General features: G+C 61.2%; 22 protein-coding genes. 15 read left to right on the forward strand and 7 right to left on the reverse strand.

Annotation, left to right across the window (positions count from 1 at the left end):
• The 4 genes from ACMLHG_RS00445 to ACMLHG_RS00460 all read left to right on the forward strand — a co-directional run.
• A partial coding sequence (locus ACMLHG_RS00445; protein ID WP_417169170.1) for a hypothetical protein occupies positions 1-582 on the forward strand: 582 nt, incomplete at its 5' end.
• A gap of 81 nt (positions 583-663) precedes the next feature.
• Entirely contained in the window at positions 664-3,141 is a 2,478-nt protein-coding gene (locus tag ACMLHG_RS00450) for a hypothetical protein (RefSeq protein ID WP_417169171.1), read from the forward strand.
• Positions 3,138-4,145, forward strand: coding sequence for an NAD-dependent epimerase/dehydratase family protein (locus tag ACMLHG_RS00455; protein ID WP_417169172.1), 1,008 nt, complete (start codon positions 3,138-3,140; stop codon positions 4,143-4,145). Before ACMLHG_RS00450 ends, ACMLHG_RS00455 begins: the two co-directional genes overlap by 4 nt.
• Positions 4,146-4,193: 48 nt before the next feature.
• Positions 4,194-5,036: a prepilin-type N-terminal cleavage/methylation domain-containing protein gene (locus ACMLHG_RS00460; RefSeq protein WP_417169173.1), complete on the forward strand. Its 843-nt coding sequence runs from the start codon at positions 4,194-4,196 to the stop codon at positions 5,034-5,036.
• Positions 5,037-5,049: 13 nt separating this feature from the next.
• On the opposite strand, the gene ACMLHG_RS00465 is transcribed toward ACMLHG_RS00460, so the two are convergent.
• Together ACMLHG_RS00465 and ACMLHG_RS00470 are read right to left on the reverse strand one after the other, a co-directional pair.
• Positions 5,050-6,423 (reverse strand): prolyl oligopeptidase family serine peptidase, encoded by a 1,374-nt coding sequence (locus tag ACMLHG_RS00465; RefSeq protein WP_417169174.1) that lies wholly within the window; start codon positions 6,421-6,423, stop codon positions 5,050-5,052.
• An 80-nt stretch (positions 6,424-6,503) separates the two neighbouring features.
• Positions 6,504-8,294, reverse strand: a complete 1,791-nt coding sequence (locus tag ACMLHG_RS00470; protein ID WP_417169175.1) for a hypothetical protein — start codon at positions 8,292-8,294, stop codon at positions 6,504-6,506.
• A 137-nt stretch (positions 8,295-8,431) separates the two neighbouring features.
• Between ACMLHG_RS00470 and ACMLHG_RS00475 the strand changes: the two genes are divergently transcribed.
• The 4 genes from ACMLHG_RS00475 to ACMLHG_RS00490 all read left to right on the forward strand — a co-directional run bounded on the left by ACMLHG_RS00475 (position 8,432) and on the right by ACMLHG_RS00490 (position 11,826).
• Positions 8,432-9,718: an ATP-dependent 6-phosphofructokinase gene (locus ACMLHG_RS00475; RefSeq protein ID WP_295810276.1), complete on the forward strand. Its 1,287-nt coding sequence runs from the start codon at positions 8,432-8,434 to the stop codon at positions 9,716-9,718.
• A gap of 25 nt (positions 9,719-9,743) precedes the next feature.
• Complete coding sequence (locus ACMLHG_RS00480; protein WP_294435202.1) at positions 9,744-10,811, forward strand: polyprenyl synthetase family protein; 1,068 nt, start codon at positions 9,744-9,746, stop codon at positions 10,809-10,811.
• A 178-nt stretch (positions 10,812-10,989) separates the two neighbouring features.
• Positions 10,990-11,448 (forward strand): Hsp20/alpha crystallin family protein, encoded by a 459-nt coding sequence (locus ACMLHG_RS00485; protein ID WP_294435201.1) that lies wholly within the window; start codon positions 10,990-10,992, stop codon positions 11,446-11,448.
• Positions 11,449-11,478: 30 nt separating this feature from the next.
• A complete protein-coding gene (locus ACMLHG_RS00490) occupies positions 11,479-11,826 on the forward strand; it encodes an Hsp20/alpha crystallin family protein (protein ID WP_295810280.1) in 348 nt (115 codons plus the stop codon).
• Positions 11,827-11,932: 106 nt separating this feature from the next.
• Here the strand turns inward: ACMLHG_RS00490 and ACMLHG_RS00495 are convergent, their stop codons facing one another.
• The 5 genes from ACMLHG_RS00495 to ACMLHG_RS00515 all read right to left on the reverse strand — a co-directional run bounded on the left by ACMLHG_RS00495 (position 11,933) and on the right by ACMLHG_RS00515 (position 18,116).
• Positions 11,933-13,171, reverse strand: a complete 1,239-nt coding sequence (locus ACMLHG_RS00495) for a hypothetical protein (protein WP_417169176.1) — start codon at positions 13,169-13,171, stop codon at positions 11,933-11,935.
• A gap of 89 nt (positions 13,172-13,260) precedes the next feature.
• Positions 13,261-13,734, reverse strand: coding sequence for a GNAT family N-acetyltransferase (locus ACMLHG_RS00500; protein ID WP_295810288.1), 474 nt, complete (start codon positions 13,732-13,734; stop codon positions 13,261-13,263).
• A gap of 3 nt (positions 13,735-13,737) precedes the next feature.
• Entirely contained in the window at positions 13,738-15,939 is a 2,202-nt protein-coding gene (gene ppk1 / locus ACMLHG_RS00505) for a polyphosphate kinase 1 (protein WP_417169177.1), read from the reverse strand.
• A complete protein-coding gene (locus ACMLHG_RS00510) occupies positions 15,936-17,513 on the reverse strand; it encodes an HD domain-containing protein (protein WP_417169178.1) in 1,578 nt (525 codons plus the stop codon). The genes ppk1 and ACMLHG_RS00510 overlap by 4 nt, the downstream gene beginning before the upstream one ends.
• Positions 17,514-17,546: 33 nt before the next feature.
• Positions 17,547-18,116: a hypothetical protein gene (locus ACMLHG_RS00515; protein WP_294435190.1), complete on the reverse strand. Its 570-nt coding sequence runs from the start codon at positions 18,114-18,116 to the stop codon at positions 17,547-17,549.
• 126 nt (positions 18,117-18,242) lie between these two features.
• Here ACMLHG_RS00515 and aroE point away from each other — a divergent pair, with 126 nt between their 5' ends.
• From aroE to dxr, 7 genes are all read left to right on the forward strand, one after another.
• Positions 18,243-19,085: a shikimate dehydrogenase gene (aroE, locus tag ACMLHG_RS00520; RefSeq protein ID WP_417169179.1), complete on the forward strand. Its 843-nt coding sequence runs from the start codon at positions 18,243-18,245 to the stop codon at positions 19,083-19,085.
• The gene (locus ACMLHG_RS00525) at positions 19,079-19,960 is read left to right on the forward strand and encodes a prepilin peptidase (RefSeq protein WP_294435187.1); all 882 of its coding nucleotides are present in this window, start codon (positions 19,079-19,081) and stop codon (positions 19,958-19,960) included. Before aroE ends, ACMLHG_RS00525 begins: the two co-directional genes overlap by 7 nt.
• Positions 19,961-20,035: 75 nt before the next feature.
• Positions 20,036-21,283 (forward strand): L-rhamnose isomerase, encoded by a 1,248-nt coding sequence (locus tag ACMLHG_RS00530; RefSeq protein WP_294435186.1) that lies wholly within the window; start codon positions 20,036-20,038, stop codon positions 21,281-21,283.
• A 94-nt stretch (positions 21,284-21,377) separates the two neighbouring features.
• A complete protein-coding gene (locus ACMLHG_RS00535) occupies positions 21,378-23,276 on the forward strand; it encodes an SDR family NAD(P)-dependent oxidoreductase (protein ID WP_417169180.1) in 1,899 nt (632 codons plus the stop codon).
• 26 nt (positions 23,277-23,302) lie between these two features.
• Entirely contained in the window at positions 23,303-23,842 is a 540-nt protein-coding gene (gene folE, locus ACMLHG_RS00540; protein WP_294435182.1) for a GTP cyclohydrolase I FolE, read from the forward strand.
• On the forward strand, positions 23,839-24,279 hold the full coding sequence (gene dtd / locus ACMLHG_RS00545) for a D-aminoacyl-tRNA deacylase (protein ID WP_295810304.1): 441 nt from the start codon (positions 23,839-23,841) through the stop codon (positions 24,277-24,279). Before folE ends, dtd begins: the two co-directional genes overlap by 4 nt.
• A complete protein-coding gene (dxr, locus tag ACMLHG_RS00550; RefSeq protein ID WP_417169181.1) occupies positions 24,276-25,430 on the forward strand; it encodes a 1-deoxy-D-xylulose-5-phosphate reductoisomerase in 1,155 nt (384 codons plus the stop codon). Before dtd ends, dxr begins: the two co-directional genes overlap by 4 nt.
• The last annotated feature ends 18 nt before the right edge of the window (positions 25,431-25,448 follow it).

The following is a 25,448-nucleotide window of genomic DNA, read 5'->3' on the forward strand; positions in this document are numbered from 1 at the left end:
AATTTCAAAGATGTATGGGACGGCAGTGTTTTTTTTCATCTAATGCGTTCCAGCAAGCAATATATCACAAGAAATATGAATGATCAAATGAAGTTGCACTATTATGCTATTATTTCTGCATCTATTTTCCCTAGACTTCTCTTGAAAAAAAAGAAATTTTCCGGTATACTTTATTCTGTCGCAACCGTCAAGGAAAGGAATAATGACATGGATTGCTTGAAAAATGCGCGGCGGGTCCACCGTTCCGCCGCGGCCGCGCGTCTGCGGCTGCTGACACTGCTGTTCTCAATCGCCGCCGGGACGGTATCCGGAGCGGAAACGGCGGATGGCTTGAAATTCCGGGAATGGCGCCTGGCCGCGCAAGGAGCCAATGCAGTGATGGTGGCGGAGTTCACCGGCCGTTCTCCCGCGGTCCGGGTTGAATTTCCCGGAATTCCCTCCGGACAAACCGATCTCAATGACAACTCCGCCACCGCTCTGAAAGTCAAAGTGGATCCGGTTTATTCGAAACCGAAGCCCGCCGCCTCCGGCCGGACCAGTGCTGCGATCATGATGGCGAAGCATGAACTGGCCAACCCGTAGCAGGCTTGGATTCCTCCCTACATCGGCATTACCGCGGCCAAAGTGGCGCTCGCCGTCTTCCCGCAGGAATGCAAAGGCGATGTGCGGCTGTTTCTGGAAACGGTCCGGCGCGGCGCAGCGCCGAAACCCCGCCGCACAGCCCGTCGGGAGATACGGCTGCGCGAATTTCCGGCCGGGAGATGGTCTGAAGTGGAGTTTGCCGTCGACACCGACGCAGCCCGGCGACTGGCGGAGGTCCGGCTGGTGCTCTCCGGTTCCGCTGAGGCTGAGTGCCGCTTCCATTTTGCCGATGCCCGGATCAAACGGCAGGACGGCTCGGAATATGCGCTGTTGAATCGCGACTTTCCCGACTATCTCGCCGGCATGAAAAAACCGCTCGCCGCGGCTCCGGCGAAGAATCTCCCGAAACGAAATCAGTTACAGATCGGCTACCCTAACAACTGGCATATTCTCTATGACGCGAAACACCTGCCGGAAATCGGACGCCTGATGAAGCAGTATCTGCCGGAGTACAGCATCGTCCTCTCCTGTGCGCAGACTCCGGAGCCGGAACTTGCCGCAGTCCTGCCGCAACTCCCGGAGAACCTTTTCTACCAGTTCCAGAAGGCTCAGCACGGCATCCAGTATCCGATGCTGTACGACGCCCTTCCCCGCGACTGGCGCGGCAATCAGCAGAATAAACGGTTCAACTCGATCGTAGCGACCCATCCGCTCATGCAGAGAGCGCTGAAGAATCAGATGGACTACGCCGCGACTCTCGGCGTCAACAATTTTTTGAGCTACGACTACGTCTGGCCCTACCTCGGCGGCCGCTGGGGATACGACAAGGCCACCGTCGCCGCTTTCCGGGAAGATCTCAAGGGGAAAGACGAAGGGCTGGAGATGGATTTCGAAACCGGCGGTCCCCGGCGTACCATCCACTTCCACGACTATTTCGAGGAGCTGTACGGAAGACGTTTTCACCCCCGCGATCTCGGGCTGAACAGCTGGGAGGAGTTCTTCCCCGTCACGGAACGGGCGGCCGCAGCACCGGCTGCGACGCTGGAGACACAGCGCAATTTCACGCTCTTTCTCGTGCTCTGCCACTACGAATGGCTCCGGCAGGCACAGCGGTTCAATCAATGGGCGCAGTCACATGGCGGAACATATGACTATGTCCTCAACGGCGAAGGTTGGGTGAACGGCAACGACCATATCGGCCTGCTCCGGCTCGCCGGGACCGGAATCGTCGCCCCGGAGTTCTTCATGCACACGCCGGAGAAGCTCGAGACCATCTATCGGGGGCTGGGACGCTACGTCCGGGCGGGAAAACGGCTGAACAAATCCCTCGGCGCCTGTTTTGAAGTCTCGCTCGGCGGCAGCGGCCACCCCTACTGGGACCTGCGTACCGGCTACCTTGTCGCCTATTCGATCGCCGCGCTGGGTGCCGCCCCGCTGCATCATGATTTTCAAAGAGCGTGGGAACGGAACAATCCGCTGGACAAGACCGCTTTCCACCTCATGATGGCGCAGGCGCGGGCGTTCCGGCAGACAAATCTGGACCGGACGGAGAAGGTGCCGGGGAACGATGTGCTTCACGTCACGCTTCGCTCCGTCGGCAGACGGATTGACGGCCTGTTCAGCGACTCGCGCATCCTGCGGATTACCCGCCAGCAGGACTCCTGGGTTCCGGCGCTGATCGACCATGAAATCCGGTACGAGCAGACCGATCCTTCGGAGCTGCCGCTGCTGCTCGATTCCGCACGGATCGTCTTTCTCTCCTCGCCGGTGACGACACCCCGCTGCGCCGCACAGCTCGAACAGTGGCTGGAGAGAGGTGGAAAAAGTCTGCTGCTCCACACCACATTGCCCTTCCGGCAAGACGAGGGAATCTACAACTCCGGGACGAAGCCGGGGAAAGCGCTGTTCCGGGGGTTCCGGAACGGGAAACCAGCGGGACACACCCTGTTGACCGATGCGTCGGGAGCTCCGCTGCTCACCCGGATCGACCGCGGCCGCGGCAGTGCCGTCTACTATCTGCACGCAAGTCCGGTGCGGAGTTCCTCCGCGACGATGAAGCAGGTTATGACTTCGCTGAAAAAAGAGCTGCGCCTTCCTGTCGTGCAGCTCGCGGAACACGGAGAGAATGCGGTCGTACTCCCCTATCAATCTCCTGACTGCCGGGTCGTCGCCGTCTGGAACCGCAAACTGCGCGATGAGGCGGCCGCAGGGCTCACGAACTGGATCAAGACCCGCTGGCGGCAGAGACACCGCTTCTTCGATCCGGAGGCCTATGCGTTCCGTTGTGAACAGCCCGGCGCCGCCTGTTCAGCCGCCGTCAGAGTGGAAAAGCCGGGCTCCTACCGGGTTTACCGCTTCCTGGCCGACCGTGAGGAGTTGATTCCGGTCCGGAAGGACGGCGTTCTCAAGCTGGAATTACACGATGCGCTGGGAGAGCTGTTCTACGTGGCGGAAGACACCCCCGCCTTCCGGAAGCGGTTGCAGAAGCTTCGGATGGAACGTGCGGAAAGCACGCCGTTTCTTACGGAACAGAACGAAAAGTGGGACAGTCGGAAATGAAACAGAAGAAAGTACTGGTCCTCGGCGCCACCGGGGCAATGGGACAATACCTGGTTCCGCTGCTGGCGGAACTGGGATATCAGGTCGATGCCTGTGCGCTCGACGTGTTGGAATTTCATCACCCGAACGTGCGCATGCTCGTCGGAAACGCCATGGAGTGGGAGTTTCTCGCGGAACTGCTGAAAAACCGCTATGACGGCATCGTCGATTTCCTGATCTATTCGACGAAGGAGAATGCGCTCCGTCTGCCGCTGCTCGCCTCGCAGACCGGACACTACCTCTATCTTTCGACCTACCGGGTGTACGACAACAAGGAGATTCCGATCCGGGAGAGTTCGCCGCTGCTGATCGACACCGCCGACGACCGGCTGCTGCGGCTCTCCGACGACTACAGCATCTACAAGGCGCGCGGCGAAGCGATTCTGAAACTTCAGGAAAACCGGAACTGGACGATCGTCCGCCCCGCCATCACCTATTCGCGGATGCGTTACCAGCTGGTGACGCTGGAGGCGCCGGATACCGTCGGCCGCGCCTTCGCGGGGAAAACCGCCGTCCTGCCGGAACAGGCGCGCAACAAGCAGGCGACGATGAGCTGGGCCGGCGATGTGGCGCAAATGATCGCCCGGCTGCTTTTCAACGAAAAGGCGCCGGGGGAAACCTACACCGTCGCCACCTCTGAACACCACACCTGGAGTGAAATCGCCGATTACTATCGGGATATCTGCAACTTGAAGACGATCTGGGTGGACAAGGCGGTCTTTTCCGACCTGATCTGCCACAAGCTGTTCCCGGATGTTCCGCCTTACTGGCAGCTCGAATGCGACCGTTTGTTCGACCGGGTGATCGACAACTCCAAAGTTCTGGAAGCTGCCGGCCTGAAGCAGCAGGAACTGAAACCGCTCTACGACGGCCTCGCCATGGAGATCGCCCGCTGCCCGAAAGATTATCCGTTCCGGGTCAACCATCGGATGGACCGCTATCTCGCCGCCCACGGCCTCGTCTGATGCAACAGAGTTTCATAAAAATCAATCACACACAAGGAGAACCATTTGATGAAAAAGAACCGTGATTCCCGCTCCAGCGGCGAAATGGAACGAAACCGGGACGATTTTACCCTTATCGAACTCCTCATCGTGATCGCGATCATCGCCATTTTAGCGGCGATGCTGCTGCCGGCACTGAACCGCGCCCGGAGCAAAGCGCGCGACAGCGCCTGCAAAAACAATCTCAAGCAGATCACGTTGACCGAAATCCAGTACAGCGCCGATTACCAGAATTACATGGTGGTGTTGATGGAACAGAGCTTCGCTTCCGGAAGCAGCGCGGTTCTGACGTGGGACAGACTCTTCACCAGTCGAAACCCCACGGCGGGACGCCCCTTCTTCAGCAGAAAACTCTATGCCACGCTTCCCGTCTCCACCTTCATCTGTCCGGAGGCGGAAGACAGTCAACGACAGCTCAATGAAGGCTCCTTTTCCTACGGCATGCTGGTCCCCAACAAATACCGCGGTCTGGTCATCGGCAACAATGCGACCGATTCCGTGGATAAAAAACGGGTGCAGAACGTCGGCTCCTTCGTGACCGGTATCGACACGGCAAACGGCCCGATCACCTACTTCACTCCGAAGATGAGACGCCCTTCCGGCGTACCGATTATCGCCGACACGATCAACGGATTGTTCGGGACCTCCTCCTATCGGCAGGGCACATGGTTCTTCGACCCCACCGCTCTGTTCACCAACGCCTACGGCGTCTATCTGCGCCACGGGGAACGAGCGAACTGCGGCTTTGCCGACGGTCATGTGGAGAGCGGTTCGCGGAATGAACTCTATGAACTGCCCTGCCCGATTCAAGGCATGTTCAGCGCCAATCTCACCCCGCTGACCATGCCCTGAATCTGCGGCCGGTTCAGCCGCGTCGCGGCAGGCAGTGCTTTTCCAGAAAAGCCACGATCGGCGCCGGATTTTCCAGCGAGTGCGGATGATGCCCCACACCCGGCTTGTGGATCATCTCCACCTCGCCGCCGAGCGCCCGGTAATGCGGCTCCACGATCAGCGCATTTTCTTCCGGCGGAACGGTTTCATCCGCGTCGGAACAGACGATCAGAAGCGGAATTTTCGCGTTTGCCAGCGGCGCAAGATTGTCCACCGGGTTGCCTTTCCAGGCCAGCGCCTCGGCCTCGGTGAACCCGTAAGCGGCAAGACAGCGCTTCCACTCCTCCGACGCGCGGCGATACGGCCAGCTCTTAAAGTCACAGACCGGGTTGTCCAGATAGAGGCAGGCGACCTTGTCCGTATTTTTCGCCGCCCAGTTCACGGTGTCCAGCCCGCCGCGGCTGAAGCCGGCCAGCGCACAACGCGGTGCAAATCCCAGCTTCGTTAAAAATGCGTAGAGCAGATCGAACCGGCGGTTCGACTCCGGCGAGCCGTACAGTTCCTCCACTCGGATGTGTGCGATATGCCAGCCGCGCCGCAGAAGCTCAAGATCCGCATAGGGGAAAGCACCGAAAAAACGGGCCCGCCAGAGCCACGGTTTTCCCGGCGCCGGGGCGCAGTTCGGCTTCACGAGGATGCACCGCTCTCCGTTCAGAGTGAAGTCGTATCGCGCAAATCCGTTCCAGTCCGAAACTTTGCCGGGGAAATCGGTTTCGAATGCCCCATCCAGATTCAGCATGAGATTCCGCCGCGCCAGCATGCCCCGGAGATAGTCCGCCACCAGATCCGCCTGGCGTTCGATCCCCGTCTCCTGATAGTGATATCCATCCGCAAGGCGGTATTCCGGATGGTTCAGCATCGCCGAGTAGAGGTCGAGCGTCGGGATGTTTCGTTCCGCCATGACCTCTGCCGCGATGGCATTCCGGCGCAGTACGATGGCGTTCTTCACCGGTTCCAGTTCCGCCGGAGAATCCGGCACCGTGAGCGGAGTGGAATTCCGCCAGGCAAGCATCGCCCGGGTGCTGTGGCGCAGGGTGTCGGCAAACGCCTCCAGCCCGGCGCGGTAGCACTCATCCGGGCAGTCGATGCCGTGCAACCCGTTGTTGAACAAAATGACGTCGATCGGTTCATCCGCCAGCGCGAGCGCAAGTTCGCGATAAATCGCCGGATCCCCCACAATCTTCGAAGTGGAGTAAAATCCGACGGTCGCCTCCCCCTGCAGACGCCGGGCGACCGCCTGCCCGTGGCCGACGACAATCGAGTCGCCGATGAGCAGAATCCGCGGCAGATGGCGTTCCGGCGTGTCAAACCAGTAGAACTGACACCATTCGACCTTTTCCCGTTTCATTCGATATCCTCCCGGATGTTGTATATTTTTCGGAGCAAAAACAATACTCTCATCTGTTTTCCCAACCGCAGATCACGGCATCAGGAGCAGAACCAGCCCAGCCGGAGCAGCAGAGCCGCCGCCGGAGCCGCCGCCGGGACGCCGGGCAGCAGCACCCCCAGCAGCTCGAACAGCAGCGCCCCCGCCAGAAGCCCCGCCCCACACCAGAAAACCGACGCCGTCTGCGTCAGCCGGGATTCCGCCTGTCCGGCCAGCCGGCTGCGCACCATGCCGGCCGCCAGCGCCGCACAGACGGCAATCAGCAGATAGCCCGGCTCGAACAGAAGAAACCGCCACGGCAGCAACAGAGAAAACGGCAACAGCGCCGCCAGCACCACAAACCAGCGTTCCACCCGGAGCCGCAGAATGGAGTCGCACCACATCAGGCCGCCTGTCGCCACAAGCAGTACCGCCGGAATTCCGGTGAACAGCTCCCGGCGGTCAAATCCCTGCCAGGCCGCCAGCAGAACGAGAGCGAATCCGGCGGCATTTTCCGTCAGCAGCACCCGGGCCCGCCCGGAACCGCTGCGGCTGCACAGCGGCCGCAGCAGCAGCCAGAGCACCGGAATGCCCCAGAGAAGCACACGGGGCAGTTCCGGCACCGGAAGCCGGAAGCCGGAAGCCGACACCGTGCCGACGCCTCCGCCGATCGGACCGGCCGAAACCGGTCGCTCTTCCGCCGCCGCGTAGAGGGCGGCAAAGATTCCCGCCGGCATGAAAAGATTGCCCTCACTGAACGCGCGCTGATGCCCCTGCAGCCGACTGTCCAGCACGCTGAGGTCGGCGGTCAGGGCGGCGTCGCGGGAGACGGCGAGGAAGCGCCCTCCGCCGCCCGGCAGTTCCGCCGTATGCAGTCCGTCCGGGAGAATTCCCCGGAATGCGACGGGGAGCACCAGCACGCCGCGTTTCGGCTCGGTGCGCTCCAGCGCCAGCATGACAAACTCCTGCAGTGCCGCAGGAGAGACCGGCGGCAGATTCTCCAGATAGACCAGATCGTACCGGCGGGTCAGTTCCGGCAGAATCCGCCCCGGTCTCCCCTCGTAGGAGTTCACCTTGAGCGAGGCTTCGCCAAAACGGGCGGCCGCCCGCGGCCAGATGCAGTCGACACTCGCCACGTAAGGAAGCGCCGCCCAGACCGCAGGCAGGGGCGAATGCAGATCCGAGACGAAGAGAAAATGCATCCCCTCCTTTGCCGCCGGCATCAGCGACGCGGGCAGCGCCGGAGCGATGGAGACATCCTTGAGGTTGCGCGGCGCGCTGCGCAGGGTCCAGCCGCTGTAAATCGGAGCGGCCAGCGCAACGGCAATCGGCAGAGCGGCAACCGGCAGAATCCGCCAGACCCGATGCAGCGGCAGATTCCAGAGAAACGCCGCCAGAAACACCGGCAGCAGAACCAGCCCCGGCACACAGTTGCCATGAAAGAAAAGGATATCGGCCGCCAGCCCGAGCAGAAACCCGATGCCGCACGCCGCCCGGCAGAGTGTTCCGCAGGAGCCGGAGGGGAGAGTGTAGAAGAATCCACCGGCCGCCGCTCCGGCCGCTGCGCTCCGCCAGGGAGCCCCCGGCTCGATCAGCAACAGAATTTCCAGCAGAAACACGCTGAGCACCGGCAGGAAGCGACCGGGAATCATCCGTATTAGCCATGCACCGGCCGCGAGACCGCCGCCCCACAGCGCGGGCACCGGCCAGAGGGAAAGATTCCAGCCCGAAGAGAGCGAAGCGACCGTCAGAGAATAGGCCTCCGACGCTCCGAAGAAGGCGCCGCCGGACAACGCGGTGAACCAGAGGCTTTTCCGGCAAATCGATGCGCTGTTTTCGCCCGACGGATCCAATTGTAACTGCCCCCTTCTGTAAAACCGTATTGAAATATATCTCTGAATCTGCAAAAAATCCACCATTTCCGGTTGCTATTTTGGCGTAACGTGGTTATTTTACTGCGGAATATCATGAAACAGAGGAGACGCTTCCCATGAAAGCTGAAGATTTCCGGATTTCAAAACTCGGCAAAGCGACAATCGCCTCGCCGATCCGTCAGATTGAATTTATTTCCGATGAAGCTGCGGTGGCCTACGATTCGGATCCGCACCTTCTCGCCCAGTACCTCCGGCGCGGCGTGGAGATTCCTGCATTCGAACAGGCGGGGCCCCGGGCGAAAATCTATCACGACCCGGCATGGACCAAAGCGGCCATCCTCACCGCCGGCGGCCTCTGCCCCGGCCTCAACGACGTCATCAAATTTCTCACCCGCACGCTGCGCATTCAATACGGCGTACCGCTGGTCTACGGCATCCGCTACGGCTATCGCGGCCTCAACCCCGATCACAAACTTCAGCCGATTCTGCTCGACGACGCCAATACCGATGACATTCACGAATCCGGCGGAACCATCCTCGGCAGCTCCCGCGGCGCGGAAGATCCCGTCGTGATGGTCGATACACTCGCCAGAATGAACATCAACGTTCTCTTCTGCATCGGCGGAGACGGCACGGCGCGCGGCGCCCACGATATCGCGCAGGAAGCGGCGCGGCGCGGTCTCTCCATCAGCGTCATCGCCATCCCCAAGACGATCGACAACGACATCGCCTTCATCGACAAATCCTTCGGATTCGAGACCGCGGTCTACATGGCCGGGATGTTCGCCACCGGCGCCCACAGCGAAGCCAAGGGAGCTTACAACGGAATCGGCCTTATCAAGGTGATGGGGCGTGATTCCGGCTTCATCGCCGCCTACGCGACGCTGGCCAACTCCTACGTCAACTACTGCCTCGTCCCCGAAGAGAAGTTCACTCTCGATGACGACGGGCCGCACGCACTGCTGCCGCACTTGGCCGCACGCATGGAAGAGAAGCATCACGCGGTCATCATGGTGGCGGAAGGCGCCGGCCAGGAGCTCTTCGAAAACGCCGCCGCTCAGCGCGACGCCTCCGGCAACCTGCTCAACAAGGACATCGGGCTGCTGCTCAAGGAGAAGATCAACGACTACTTCAAAGCAAGATCGCTCGAGGTGAACGTCAAATATTTCGATCTGGCCTATACCATCCGCAGTGTGCCCGCCCACGGTGCGGATGCAGTTTTCTGCGCAATGCTCGCGCAGAACGCGGTGCACGCGGCAATGGCGGGGCGCTCGGATATGGTGATCGGCCACTGGGGAACCCATTTCACGCATGTGCCGATTGCACTCGCAACCCGTGAACGCAAAAAGATCAAACTTGACAGTCCGCTCTGGACCAGTGTCAAGGCAACCACAATATTCTGAAGCTATTACACGAAAGGCGAATCCCATGATCGACCAGCTCAGAAAAATCGCCGAAAGCATCGACCAGCTTCTGGCGGAAGATGAATTCCCATTCTCCATCCGTCCGGACTACCTGGCGGAGGCGGTTCGCGCCTACCCGGTCCGCGGCGGCAAGCGGTTGCGCCCTGCCCTGCTGATCTGGAGCTGCGGCCTGCTGGGCGGCGATGAGGCAAAAGCGCTCTATCCGGCCGCCGCCGTCGAGGTCTATCACAACTGGACCCTTGTCCACGACGACATCATCGACCGGGACGACACCCGGCGCGGCATGCCGACCGCCCATGTGCAGCTTGCGACGGAACTGCAGAAGCGTTTCCAGCTCTCCCCGGAACAGGCGGCCCGCGCCGGAGAGGATTTTGCGATTCTTGCCGGCGACCTTCAGCAGGGATGGGCAAACGATCTGCTTCTGCGCTCGACGGAACACGGGGTCCCCGCGGAGGTGGCGGTGGCGTTGTCGCGCAACCTCCAGAAACTCGCCAATCGTGAACTTATCAGCGGAGAAGCTCTCGATGTGGAGTTCTCTTTGCGGGAACTTGCGGAACTGCACCCCGATTCTCTCCGGCGCATGCTCTCCGGCAAAACCAGCGCCCTGCTGGAATTCTGCACCGAATCCGGCGGAATGCTCGCTTTGGAGGAGTGCAATCCGGCTCGAGAGGAGATCGTCCGGCTGGGGGAATTCGCTCACGCCGCCGGAATCGCCTTCCAGCTGCGCGACGACTACCTGGGGATTTTCGGCGATTTTCAGTCGCTCGGCAAACCGCTCGGCAACGATCTGCGCGAGGGGAAAGCGACCATCCTCCTGCTGGAGACGATGCGCATGGCGAACTCCGCGGACCGGGAGGAGTTGCAGAGTCTCATCGGGCTTCCGGAATACTCAACGGAAACGTTGAACCGGGTCCGCCGGATCATGCGTGATTCCGGAGCCGCCGCGGCGACCACGGCAGAGGCCGCGCAGCTGGCGGAACAGGCGAGAAACATTCTGCGCGGATTCCCGGACAACGCCTGCCGGCAGAACATGCTGGATCTCATCAACTTTCTGATCAACCGCGAGCGTTAGCCGCGGCAGGGACAAATTGTCCCGCACTGTCCCGCACCGTGTCGAAATGTCACGGCCGGGACTTTTTTTTTGCTTTTTTTCTGCCGTGATTTCAAATTGGCACGCCCCTTGCTATTCCTGCAGTCGAAGAACCGGTGAAAACCGGAAAAGAGATTTTTCAAGGAGGTAAATTATGAATATGATTGCAAGATGGAATCACGGAAACGGCCTGATCCCGGTGACCCTGCGCGGTGTGGATGATATCTTCCGTGCGGTGCTGGACCGGATGAGCACCGATTTCAGTCCGGAACTCATGTTTGACAACGGCAATTCGCCGCGGCTGGAGATGGAGGTCGGCAAGGATGCCGTCACCGCCAAACTCCCGATCGCCGGTTGCCGTCCGGAGGATATTGATATCGAAGTTGTCGGCGACAATCTGACCATCCGCGCGACGCGGCAGATGGAAGAGCCGAAGGATGAGAAGGCGCACTATCTCCGGCGCGAACGCTCCTATGAAGAGTATGAAGAGAGCGTCAAACTCCCGGTGCGCGTCAAAGGCGGCGAAACCAAAGCGGAGTATGTCGACGGTGTTCTGACCGTCACGCTGCCCCGTGAAGAGGAAGCCCAGCCCCGCACCCATGTGGTCAAAGTACATTAATGCAACAACGATAGAACAGGAGGCAACAATATGAGTGACGATGTCATGAAAGTTACGGACGGCGAACTTCACGAGGAAACTCTGGAGATCATGCCGCTGGTGGATATTCTCGACGGCAGCGACGGTGTGACGATGTGGTTTGAAGTGCCCGGCGCCAATTCCAAGAGCGTCAACATCGAAGTGAAAGAGGGCGTGATGACCATGACCGCGGACAGCTCCCTGCGCCGCGACGGCAAGAAGCTGGTGTTCAAACGTGTGTTCCAGCTCGCCGACAGTGTCGATGTCGAGAAGATCACCGCCAAGACCCAGGACGGCGTTCTGACGCTGAATATTCCGAAGTCGGAGAGTGCCCGGGTCCACAAGATCAAGGTCAGCTGATACAGAACAGTATCTCATTCTCCACAAAGGGGCCGCTGCAAAGAACCTGCAGCGCCCCCTTTTTTCTTTCTCCGCGCGCAATCGCCGGAGAAGAGCAGATCAACAGCTACGGCTGTACGGCCGGAGCCTGCGGAACCGACGCCCCCGGCTGGGGCGAGAGCGCCTGCGCCTTCTCTTTTGCCCCATTCAGCGCCGGCAGAAGGATGCCGGAGAGAATTGCCATCGTCGATATGCTCGAAGAAGAGATGTTCCAGTTGGAACGCGTGGTCGAGGCGAATCCATCCTTTTCCCGGGTGGTGACGGAGCAGAAGACCGGCGGTGGAACCTTCTGAAGAAATCCGGCGATCATCGGCTCCTCCACCTGCATGACCAGCAGGTTCCAGATCGGCTGGTCGATGTTCACATAAAAGAATCCGAGCCCCCGGGCGGGAATTCCTGCCAGATAGCCGCGGAAGGTCGGCGACTGCATCAATCCGCCCTTGAGCATCGACTCCAGCCGGGCGTCACTGTAGAAAGTGAGTGTACCGTTGGCCGTCACCAGTTCCGGGATCACCGGCAGCGGCAGACCGACGACCGAGTAACGGCCGGCGCTCTTTTGCGTCAGCTGGAGACCGCCCTTCTCCTGCAGCAGCTTGAAGAGCACGCCGTCCCGGTCCGGCATCGACAGCCGGAGCATGGGCAGAGGCGACACGGTGGGATCCGCGGAGACCACCACCAGCGACCAGGTGCCGGAAAGCGTCTTCAGCAGCGCGGAAAGTTCAACTCCGGCCGCAGTACGGCACGCCGCTTCCAGCTGGGCCGGAATCGCTTTGATTTCCGGCGACAGCTCGGCAGATGCCGCAAACTCCTTGACCAGCGAATTCCAGGCAGCGGAGAAATCAAACCGGTACTCGAATGCCAGCCGGGTCGATTCCGGCAGCTGAGCCGGCAGCTGCATCGCCCAGTTCTCTCTGCCGGAGAGATCGAACAACACACCCGGCAGAGAACTGTTCCCGGTGTACAGGTAGGAGCGGTAGGCGGTCAATCCGTCCGGAAGCTGTTTCGTGCTGGATCCCATCGCCTGAATTGCCTCCAGATGCAGTATGCGAACTGCGGCGAGGATTCCCTGAAGCAGTTGGCGCATTTCCGGCTTGACATCGGCGGAAGAACCGCACAGGTCGCCGAGCAGCTCCTGCACCTTCGCCAGCTCCGCCCGGCAACTGCCGTAATAGAGAGAGGAACCGCCCTTGTCTAGGTGAGCCATCGTGGCGTTGAAGGCAACGGAATCATCCACCGCTGCGGGAGCGGCAAACGCGGTCGAGCAGGCCAGACAGCCCGCGGCGCAGGAAATCAGAAATCTTCTCATCACATCCTCCTGTCGTTTGAAGAATCTCCGGGGACCCTGCCCGTACAATATCAGCATTTTGCAGGTTTGCAAACAACCGGGGATAAAATTTATCGAAGTTTTACCCGCATCGGAGTGAAGCGGACTCCGGATTCCACCCGCTCCGGGCCGTCGGCGGAGAACCCGAGATGGCGGTACGCCTCCACCGCGCGCGGCGCGGCAAACACCGTCAGCTCCGTCAGGTCAGGCCGCGCTTTTCCGCACAGTGTCACCGCGCGGGTCAGGAGCCGGCGGCCGATGCCGCCGCACTGAAACTCCGGCTCGACAAAGAACATCGAAATGTGGGAAAAATCCCGCAGCTCCAGCACGCCGATCACCTCGTGCTCCCATTCGGCAACGATGGTGGAACAGCCGTCACTCTGCCGGGCGGCGATCGCCTCCGGCAGAATGTAGGCGAGAAAGGCCTGACACCCATCCGGCTCGTAGCAGGGCCGGATGGAATCCTCGAAACAGGCCAGCGCCACCCGGCAGATGCCGGGCGCATCCTCCGGCCGGTAAATTCGAAGACGCGGTTCGCCCGCCATGGGTCAACGCTCCTCCTCTTCGGCGTCGTTCTCCTCCCGGTCATCGGCAAATGCGCGATGGGGATGCTCTTCCGGCGCGGTAAACACTTTCAACGCCTCGCCGGTGGCACTGCGCCGGTCGCGTTCCGCCAGTTCCTTGATGTACCGGTAGCTGTTGGCCTGGCTGCGGGCGCCGGTGTACGCCGGCACGGTGGGCCGGGTGTAAATCCCGGAGCCGAGCAGACGGCGCTGTTTGTCGGTGTCCGCCAGCTGGAAACGCAGGAGCGTCATGAGCTCGGCCCGGATTTTCTCGTCCTCGACCGGGAAGAGCAGCTCCACCCGGCGGTCAAGGTTGCGGAACATCCAGTCCGCGCTGGAGAGGTAATACTCCTCGTCTCCGTTGTTGAAGAAGTAGAAGAGCCGGCTGTGTTCCAGATAACGGTCGACGATGCTGATGATCCGCAGATTCTCCTGCCCCGGCCGCGGCTTGTAACAGCAGATGCCGCGCACGATGAGATCAATTTCCACCCCCGCATCCGCCGCTTTGTGCAGCAGGCGAATCATCTTTTCGTCGGAGAGGCTGTTCATCTTGGCGATGATCCGCCCCGGCCGGTCGGGCGTGGAGTTGCTGATCTCGCGTTCGATCATCCACATGACCCGCCGCCGCAGATCGAACGGCGAAGCGGCGATCTTGCGCCACTCGGTCGGCGGCGAGGAGTATCCGGTCAGTACGTTGAAGAGGTTCGCCACATCGAAGCAGAGGTCCGGGGCGGAACTCATGATCCCGAGGTCGGTGTAGAGCGCGGCGGTCTTGTCGTTGTAGTTCCCGGTCGACAGGTGGACGTAACGCCGGATGGCCCCCTCCTCGCGACGCACCACCAGCAGCGCCTTGCTGTGCACTTTCAGTCCGGCCACGCCGTAGACGACATGCGCGCCGGATTCCTCCAGAAGTCGCGCCCAGGCGATGTTGTTCCCCTCGTCGAAACGGGCTTTGAGCTCCACCACCACCGTCACCTGCTTACCGTTTTCCGCCGCCCGTTGAAGCGAACGCACGACCGGCGAGTTGCCGCTGACCCGGTAGAGGGTCTGCTTGATCGCCAGCACATCCGGGTCGTCCGCCGCCTCCTGCAGCAGCCGGAGAATCGGCGTAAAGGAGTGAAACGGCGGCGCAACGAGAATCGTTCCGCGGGCCGAAATCGCCTCGAAGACGGACTTGTGTTCCACAAAGGGAGCCGGCATGATCGCCGGCCACGCCGGTTCGAGCAGTTCCGGCAGCCGGGCACGCCCGACCAGTTCGAAAAACTGCTTGAGGTGCAGAGGAGCGCGGCTCGCATAGCGGAATTGATCGTCGAGCCGGAACTGTTCGTCCAGCCAGTCCGCCAGCGCGCCCCGCGTGTTGACCGGGACCTCCAGACGGATCGGTTCGCGATGGCGGCGCTGGAGCAGTTTCTTCTCGATGCTCTGCAGCAGATCCTCCGCCCCCTCGTCCTCGACCGAGAAATCCATATCCCGGGTGATGCGGAAAGGGAAGAACTCCTCCAGTTCGCACCCGGAAAAGAGCAGGCCGAGATTGTCCATAATCAGCTCTTCCAGCAGTACGAACGTGCGTCCGGGCTGATTGTCGGGCACTTCGACAAAACGCGGCAGCCGTTCCGGCACCTCGACGAAGGCGTACACCAGCTTGCTCCGGTCCGCCGGACGCATGCTCACGGCGATTTCGATCGCACCGGAGTTCAGAATCGGGAACGGGTGCGCCTGATCTACCGCCAGCGGCGTCAGCACCGGCAGCACCTGCAGCCGAAAATACCCGGAGAGTTCCGCGCGGACCGTGGCGGAGAGTTCCGCCGGTTTGCGCAACCGGACGCCGTACGTCTCCAGTGCCGGAAGAATGTCGTCGCAGAGCGCCCGGCTCTGCCGTTTCAACAGCCGATCCAGTTTTCTCCGAGCGGCGGCAAGCTGTTCGGAGGGGCGGTTTCCGGCCGGGTCCGGCAGATCCTGATCCATCTTGACCAGCTGGCGGAGCCCGGCGATGCGCACCATGAAGAACTCATCGAGATTGCTGCTGAAGATGGCGATGAACTTCAGCCGTTCCAGCAGCGGATTGGCCGGGGAGAGCGCTTCATCCAATACCCGGGAGTTGAAATCGATCCAGCTCAATTCCCGGCTGATGAAGAGCTCCTGATCCGGAGTCTTCTTCCCGGGTTTCGTCACTTTTTCCTTTTTCATATCAACAGCGGAGCCTCTTCTATTTTCAGATCCAAACCGAACACCTGATTGAACAACCCGCCCTTCCACTCGAGCGAAAGTCGTTCGGAACGGAAGTCGCCCGACTCCGGCACCACCACCGTCATCGTGTGTCCGCGGAGGACCAGTTTCATCTTGTCGAACCGTTTCCGGCGGGAGCAGTCGAGCGCATCCGCCACACGGAGAATCGCCGCCAGCTTCAGCGTGGTCACCTTGTCTTCCGCGGAAAGAGCGGTGTATTCCGGGTGGGACTCGCGGGGCAGCGCCTTGCGGTGGTAGCGGCAGATGGTCGCCACCACCCGCTGCTCGGCCGTGGAGATTCCGGGAAGCTGCATGTTGGAAACCAGATAATAGGTGTGCTTGTGATGCTGCCGCGTATCGACGAACCGCCCGATGTCGTGAAGCCGGGCCGCCGCTTCCAGCAGCAGCGGGGCATTGGGAACGAAATCGAAAGTGCGTTTGAGTTTTTCCAGAAATTTAAGGCAGAGCGCGGCCACCTGCGAGGCGTGGACCGGATCGAAGCCGTATTTCCGGCCGATCGCATCGCAGACGCCGAGCAGATCGTTGTAGAAGGGGTCCGGAGCATTCGCCTCCACACTGCGCCGCACCAGATCGCTGATGAGCGCGGTCCGGGTCGTGGTCCCCAGACAGAGAAAGCGTTCGAAGTGGAACTCATCGAGAAAATAACTGATGATTCCGGCGCACGCCCTGACGCTGGAGGCGACCTCTTCCGGCAACTTGAACTCAGCTGAGAGCGTATCCGGCGTCGTGTCGATCAGTCGCCGGGTGGCCGGCGCCACCGCATCGGGATCGATCGAAACGCACTCGTTTTCATCAAACTCCTCGACGGCGCCGCGGATAATTCCGGCGAGCACCCGGACCGACGCGCCGAGCGCGATCAGCGCCACCGGCTCCTCCGCCTGCCGCCCGACACATTCGGCAAGTCTCTGGCCGATATCCTGCGAACGGAGCGTCTCGATCACCTGTTCAATGGAGACGGCCGAACGGCCGAAGGCGTCGAACAGCCGGGTTGTCCCCAGCGGAATCTCCTCGCAGAAACGCATCAGCCCGTGGGCAAAGTAGAAGATCTGCAGCGAACCGGTGCCGACCATGAGTCCGATTCCGGAAAGGGTTCCGAAATCGAACCGGCGGCGGAGCGCTTCGCGCATCGCGAGATAGGTGATGCGGATCTCCTCCGGCGTCTCCAGAATTTCCAGCTCCAGTCCGGCGTCGTTGCGGATGCGGTTGATGACCAGGTCGCGGTTGAACGCTTCGCGGATGGCGCTGGTGGCGACCACCCGGCAGAAGGTGATCCGGTACTCGGCGAGCTTGTTGGAGAAATCACAGAGCATGGAGGTCAGCCGGGAGAGTGTTTCCGGTGAGACCTGCCCGTGGCGGAAGACGTCGAATCCGAGATTGACGGTCCGGGAAAGGCTTTCGAGCAGGACGATGCCGTTCTTTTTCGAGATTTCAAAAATATCGAGGCGGACGGAATGCGCCCCGACGTCAATGATGCCCGCCTGAAACGGCATCCCCAAGCGTTTGATTTTTTTCATAGACTCCTCTGCTCAGCCCCCGGCGACAACGCGTCAGAACCAGGATTGCGTACTCGGATTATAGTAGATATAGTTGAGATTTGCGAACTTGACAACACCCCGCGCCGTGGCCGGATCGATGCCGACCCGCAGCGTGATCCAATCCGCATCCTCCTCCCCCGCCTCGGGGATGAAGGAGCCGAAATAGACGCCGTCGATCACCAGCGCAACCGGTTCATCGTGATAGCGGCCGCACAGCACCTGCCACTGAAGTTTGCCGAGACGGTCGATGCGGAACTGCAGATCGCAGATGTCGGGATTGCCGGGGCGGGAGATCATCTTCGCCTCACGGATGTTCTTGCTGCTGAAATTCTGGTTGGTATTGATCCAGACGGTGCGGCCGTCCAGCGCCTGGATCTCCTTCTCCAGCTCGCTGGCGCGCGGATATTTGACGATCGAGAAGATTCCGACGATGTAGCGGGGCTGATAGTTTTCGCTGTTCGGGTCCTCCGAGCGGGAGCTTTCGCCGGACATCGCCTCGCGAAACGCCTCGCGGAAGGTATCGCATCCGGTCAGAGCCGCAGTCAGTATCACAGCACAGATAAAACGGAACAGGTGATGCATTCTTCTTTCCTCATGCTTGTGGAGCTAATATAGCGCCTGATTTTTTCGTTTTCCATTGGCAAGAATGGACTATTCATGTATATTAACACTATCTTAACCAAAATCCAGCACGGAACGATAAAAATTATGATAAAATACATGGTAATCGGCGATCCCATCTCCCACAGCCGCTCCCCCGGGATGCAGAATGCCGCCTTCGAAGCATGCGGTCTGGGCTCCCCTTACGGGCGGCGGCACGTCACGCCGGAAGAGCTGCCGGAGTTCGTAAAGTTCGCCCGGAAAGAGCTTGCCGGCGTCAACCTCACCGTGCCGCACAAGGCGGCGGTGATTCCGCTGATCGACCGGGTTGACCCGGAAGCCGCCGCGGCAGGGAGCGTCAACACTCTCGTGATCGAAAACGGAAAAATTTTCGGCACCAGCACCGACGGCTACGGACTCGAACACGCCCTGCTGGCGAATTTCCACCGGCCGGTCCGCGGCGCCGCCTTCTGCTTCATCGGCGCCGGCGGCGCGGCACATGCGACGGCGTTTCATCTTGCCGGATGCGGTGCGCGGGCAATCCGGCTGGCCAACCGGACGATCGGGAAAGCGGAGGAGCTGGCCGACCGGCTCCGCCAGCGCAATCCGGAACTGCTCGTGGAAACCGCCGGAATCGGCGACACCGAACAGCTTGCTCGCTGGTTTGCCGACACCGATTTTCTGATTCAGGCGACCAGTCTCGGCCTGCGGCCGGACGACCCCGCCCCCTTCCCGCTCGAACTGCTCCACTCCGGCCTGCCCCTCTCGATCTTCGACACCATCTACCGGGAGACGCCGCTGCTGAAACGGGCCGGCGAACTCTCCCTGCCCTGCGCCGGCGGGATGGATATGCTGATCTATCAGGGGGCGAAATCCTTTGAAATCTGGACCGGGCGGCCTGCGCCGATCGAGGCGATGCGCCGCGGTTTTCTGGAGGCTCAGCCATGCTGATCCTTACCGAGGGAAGTTTTCCGTGGTGGACCAGGCTGGGGCTGGAGTATCCGGAGCTTCTGACCATCGCGCTGGTGGCGGTCTTCGCGGTCGGGAGCTGTTTCGGCAGTTTTCTGAACGTCTGCATCTGGCGGCTCCCGCTCGGGGAATCCATCGTTTCGGTGCCCTCGCACTGCACGAAATGCGGCTATGAAATCCGCTGGTATGACAACATTCCGATTTTCAGCTATCTCGTTCTCCGAGGGCGCTGCCGCAACTGCCGCGAACCCTATTCGCCCCGTTATCTGATCGTCGAGGCGCTGACCGGGGCTCTCTTCGTGGCGGTCTTTCTCAAGGTCGGCCTCACCAGCCAGCCGCCGGCGATGCTGGCGCTCTACTGGGTCATGGTGATGCTCTGCGTCACCACCAGCTGGATCGACGTCGAACACCGGCTGATTCCGGATGCGACCACCCTGCCCGCCCTGCTGTTCGGTCTGGCGGTCGGCACGGCATTTCCGTCGACGCAGGGGTGCGACACCTATCCGGCCGCCCTGCTCCGGGCGGCGGCCGGTGCGGCAATTCCGGGCATCTTGCTGACGATCTTCACGATCGCCGGCCGCCTGGCCGCCCGTCGCGAAGTGCTGGGCTGGGGCGACGTCAAATTCGCCGCGGCGGCAGGCGCTCTGCTCGGTGCGGCAGGCGCGTTGTTCTGTGTGGCAACAGGCGCCCTGGCCGGAACGGTGTACGGCATTGCACTTGCACTCACCAGAAAACGGTCGATGAAACATCTGGCGATTCCCTTCGGCCCGTTTCTGGCGGGAGGGGCGCTGGTCTGGATCTTTTTCGGGGAAAAAATCCTTCGCTGGTATTTGTCGCTTCTGCGGCTTGCACAATAGAATCGCGGTGTTATATTAAAATTTCAAGATCTGCGACACAATTTGACATTGAACGCATAAAATCAGGAGAAAAAAATGGCTTCCATGTTCGATGCGGCAAAAAAGGTGTACGGCAATCTCGGCGTCGATGTCGAGGCGGCATTCCGGCGGCTGGATGAGATCGCCGTGAGCATTCACTGCTGGCAGGGCGACGACGTCGCCGGATTCGAAAACGACTGCGGTCTCGACGGCGGCATCGCGGTGACCGGCAACTATCCCGGCCGCGCCCGCAACGCCGATGAACTGCGCGCCGACATCGACAAGATGCTCAGCCTGGTTCCCGGCCGCAAGCGGCTCAATGTCCACGCCATCTACGCCGAAACCAACGGCAAGAAAGTCGGCCGCGACCAGATTGCGCCGGAGCACTTCTCCCGCTGGATCGACTGGGCGAAGACCCGCAAGGTCGCGCTGGACTTCAACCCCTCCTTCTTCTCGCACCCGATGGCGTCGAGCGGCTTCACGCTGAGCAGTCCGGACAAAGCGGTCCGCCGCTTCTGGATCGATCACGGCATCGCCTGCCGCAAGATCGCCGAAGCCTTCGGCCGTGAACTCGGCAGCTGCTGCATCACCAACTTCTGGGTGCCGGACGGGTTCAAGGACATCCCCTTCGACCGGCTTGCCCCGCGGGAGCGGCTCCGCGACTCGCTCGATGAAATCTTCGCGGTCAAGATCGATCAGAACTGCAACCGCGATGCGGTCGAGAGCAAACTCTTCGGCATCGGTGCGGAAAGCTGCACGGTCGGCTCGCATGAGTTCTACATGGGGTACGCTCTGCGCAACAACAAGCTTCTCTGCCTCGACGCGGGCCATTTCCACCCGACCGAAGTGATCTCCGACAAGCTCACCAGCTGTCTGCTCTTCCTGGATGAAGTGCTCCTGCACGTGAGCCGCGGCGTCCGGTGGGACAGCGACCATGTGATCATCATGAACGAGGAACTGCGGGCCATCGCCGAAGAGGTGATCCGCCATCACTACGACAAGCGCGTTCACATCGGGCTGGACTACTTCGACGCCTCGATCAACCGGATCATGGCGTGGACCATCGGCGCGCGCAATATGTCCAAGGCGTTGCTGATGGCGCTGGTCGAACCGGCGAGCCTGATCGACGAGGCGGAAAAACGCGGCGACTTCTCCAGCCGTCTTGCGCTCTTCGAAGAGTGCAAGACCCTGCCCTTCGGCGCCATCTGGGACGAATACTGCAACCGTTGCGGCGTTCCGGTCGGCACCGCCTGGATCGACGTGGTCAAGTCCTACGAAAAGAACGTGCTTTCCAAGCGCAAGTAATCGATCGAGCTGTCACTTTCCGGATGCGGCGCAGTATGGGGACCGCGTCCGGAAAGATTTTGTATCAAACCTTACAGAGACAGGAATATTCAACATGTCAAACCTGACCATCATCCGCGAACTCTCCAACCGTTACGGCTCCAATCCGGAATTCGTTCTCGCCGGTGGCGGAAACACCTCCTGCAAGGATGAGAAATATCTCTACGTCAAGCCCAGCGGCGTCGCCCTGGCGAAGGTTGCCGAAGAGGATTTCGTCAAGCTCGAACGCGAAGCGGTGCGCCGTTGCTTCGAGATGCCGGAAGAGCTTTCCGGAGCGGAACGCGAAGCGCTGGCCGGGCGGCTGTTGAATTTTGCCGTGGTGAGCACCACCGGCCGCCGCCCCTCGGTGGAGGCGCCGCTGCATGAACTCATGCCGTTCACCTTTGTGGTGCACCTCCATCCGGCGATGGTCAATGGACTTACCTGCGGCCGCGACGGCGAAGTGGTGTGCAGGGAGCTGTTTCCGGAAGCGCTCTGGCTGCCGGCCACGGATCCGGGCTTCATCCTCGCCAACGCCGTCTATCGGGCGAACCTCGCCTACAAGGAGCGGACCGGCCGCCCGGCGTCGGTGATCTTTCTGCAGAACCATGGCGTCTTCGTCGGCGCCGACACCGCCGCGGAAATCGAGCAGATTTACGCGGAGATCATGAGGAAACTGCGTGCGCGGTATCAGGCCGCCGGCATTCCGGCGGAACTGGAGTGCGGCGAACTCGACCGCGAAACGGTGAACGCCTTCGCTCCGCTGCTGCGCGGCTGGCTCGGCGACGGGGAAACACCCGTCACCGTCAAATCGCTCCCCCCCTTCCGCACCGCCCGCGGGCCGCTGACCCCGGACCATATCGTCTACGCGAAATCCTTCGCACTGGTGACCGAAAAGCCGACGCGTGAAGCGATCGAAGCGTTCGAAAAGCAGAACGGGTACAAGCCGCTGGTGGTGGAGGTTCCCGGCAAAGCGGTCTTCTGCGCCGGGAAAAACGCACCCGGAGCCAACACCGTCGCCCTGCTCGCCCGCGACGCGGGCCGGGTGCAGCGATTCGCCGACGCGTTCGGCGGAGCCGCGTTTCTGAGCGACGAACGCCGCAGTTTCATCGAGAACTGGGAGGCGGAATCCTACCGCCGTAAAGTTGCCGGCGGCGCGAATGCCGTTTTGACCGGCAAAGTGGCCGTCATCACCGGCGGTGCGCAGGGCTTCGGCTTCGGCATCGCCGAAGAGCTGGCGGCCGCGGGAGCGACCGTCGTGATCGCCGACCTCAACTTCGCCGGGGCGGAAAAGGCGGCGCAGACCATTCACGCCTCCGGCGGAACCGGTGCGGTCGCCGTCAACATCGCTGACGAGGAATCGGTGGCGAAGATGGTGGAGACGGTCGTGGAATCGTTCGGCGGCATCGACCTTTTCGTCGCCAACGCGGGGGTGCTCAAGGCGGGTTCGGTCAAGAGCTTCGAGAAGAAGGACTGGGATTTCGTCACCAACATCAACTACACCGGCTACTTCCTCTGCGTCAAGCATGTGGCGCCGGTGATGGCTCTGCAGAACTCCGCCTGTTCCGGCTGGACCGATATCGTGCAGGTCAACTCCAAGAGCGGACTGGTCGGCTCGAACCGCAACGGCGCCTACGCCGGCGGGAAATTCGGCACGATCGGCCTCACCCAGAGCTTCGCGCTGGAGCTGGTTGCCGATCACATCAAGGTCAACAGCGTCTGCCCGGGGAACTTCTTCGATGGTCCCTTGTGGTCCGACCCGGTGCGCGGTCTGTTCGTGCAGTATCTTCAAAGAGGGAAAGTTCCGGGCGCAAAGAGCGTGGCGGATGTCAAGGTTCACTATGAGAAACAGATTCCGATGCATCGGGGCTGTTACCCCTCCGACGTGGCCAAGGCGATTCTCTACGCGGTCATGCAGCCCTATGAGACCGGCCAGGCGATCCCCGTGACCGGCGGTCAGGTGATGCTCAACTAAACGGGGAGTGATGAAAGAGATTTAGAATGCAAGAGGAAATCAGAAACATTCTGCTGGCAATCGGCGAGGATCCCGCCCGCGAAGGATTGCGGGACACTCCCAAACGGGTGGAAAAGAGTTTGCAGTTTCTGACCCGCGGTTATCGGCAGAATCTGACTGAAGTGGTCAACGGCGCGCTGTTCGATGCGGAATCGGACGACATGGTCATTGTTCGCGACATCGAATTTTTCAGCATGTGCGAACATCACATGCTGCCGTTTTTCGGCAAATGCCATGTCGGTTACATTCCGAAGAAGAAAATTCTCGGCGTGAGCAAGGTCGCACGCATCGTGGATATGTTCGCCCGCCGCCTTCAGATTCAGGAGCGTCTGACCCGGCAGATCTCCGGAGCGATCATGGAGATCCTCGATGCGGAAGGCGTCGGGGTCGTCATGGAGGCGCGCCACCTCTGCATGCAGATGCGCGGTGTGGAAAAACAGCACTCGGTGATGACCACCAGCTCGATGGTCGGCTCCTTCCGGCGTGAGCTGGCCACCCGCAACGAATTCACGCGGCTGATCCGATGAGGGCGCTGGTACAGCGGGTGACGGCGGGCAGCGTCGTCATCGACGGGGAAACCGTGGGGAAAATCGGTCCGGGGCTGGTGATCCTGCTCGGAGTCGCACCCGACGACACAGCGAAGGACGCCGCCTGGCTCGCCGCGAAGTGCGCAAATTTGCGCATCTTCGAAGACGAGGCGGGCAAGATGAACCGGTCGCTGCTGGAAACCGGCGGGGCGGCCTTGATCGTTTCGCAGTTCACGCTGTACGGGGATTGCACCCAGGGGCGGCGTCCCTTCTTCGGCGGAGCCGCCGAACCTCAGGTGGCAATTCCGCTCTATGAAGCGTTCATTGCCGAAGTGAAGAAACTGGGAGTACCGGTCGCAACCGGCAGATTCGGAGCATACATGCAGCTCGAAATTCACAATGACGGCCCGGTAACTTTGATGGTGGAGTCAAAATGAAACGGAAAAACGTCGTCGTTCTGGGAGCCACCGGCTCGATCGGCCGCAGTACCGCCGCGGTGTTGCGGGCCCATCCGGAGCAGTTCCACGTTGCCGGTCTGGTGGCACGGAGCAGCCTCCGGGAGCTGGCGGCGCAGGCGGCGGAGTTTCATCCGGATACCGTCATCACGACCGATCCCGCCCGGCTGGCGGAGCTGAAAGCACAGCTTCCGGCAGACCAGCCGTGCGCCGCCGGATGGGAAGCGGTGCAGGAGCTGGTCACCGCACCGGCAACCGACATCGTTGTATGCGCCATCGTCGGAACCGGCGGGCTGGAGCCGGTGATCGCCGCGCTCCGGGCGGGGAAACAGGTCGCCCTCGCCAGCAAGGAGGTGCTGGTCATGGCCGGGGAACTCATCCGGCGGGAGCTGGACGCCTCGCCCGGCGGCTCGATCGTTCCGGTGGACAGCGAGCACTCGGCGATTTTCCAATGCCTTGCCGGCCGGGGAACCCCTGAAGTCAAACAGCTCTGGCTCACCGCTTCCGGCGGACCGTTCCGCCACTGGAGCGCAGAGCGGATCGCCGCGGCTACGCTTCAAGACGCTCTCGCGCACCCGACCTGGAACATGGGGCCCAAAGTGACGATCGACTCCGCCTCGCTGATGAACAAGGCGCTGGAGCTGGTGGAGGCGCATCACCTCTTTCGAATTCCGCCGGAACGGCTCAAGGTATTGATTCATCCGCAGTCGCTGATCCACTCGATGGTGGAGCTGTGCGACGGCAGTTTTATCGCGCAGATGTCGAAACCGGATATGCGTTTTGCCATCCAGTACGCGCTGACCTGGCCGGAGCGCTCTGCCGTGGGGGGACTGCCGCAACTGGATTTTTCCGCCGGGCTGCATTTCGATTTCCAGCTGCCCGACCGGAACCGGTTTCCATCGCTGGAGTTTGCCGAAGAGGCGATGCGGTGCGGCGGCACCATGCCGGCGGTGATGAATGCGGCCAACGAAGTGGCGGTGGAGAAGTTCCGCCGCGGCGAAATCGGTTTTGCCCGGATCTGGGCGATCATCGAGGCGACGATGCATGCCCACCACCCCGAACCGCAGCGTGATCTGGAAACCATCCGCAATGCCGATGCCGAGGCGCGACGTTTTGCAGAAGCGTTACAGTAAGCAACTTTGAACCAGGAG

Source organism: Victivallis sp. (assembly GCF_048170485.1).
Classification (GTDB): Bacteria; Verrucomicrobiota; Lentisphaeria; order Victivallales; family Victivallaceae; genus Victivallis.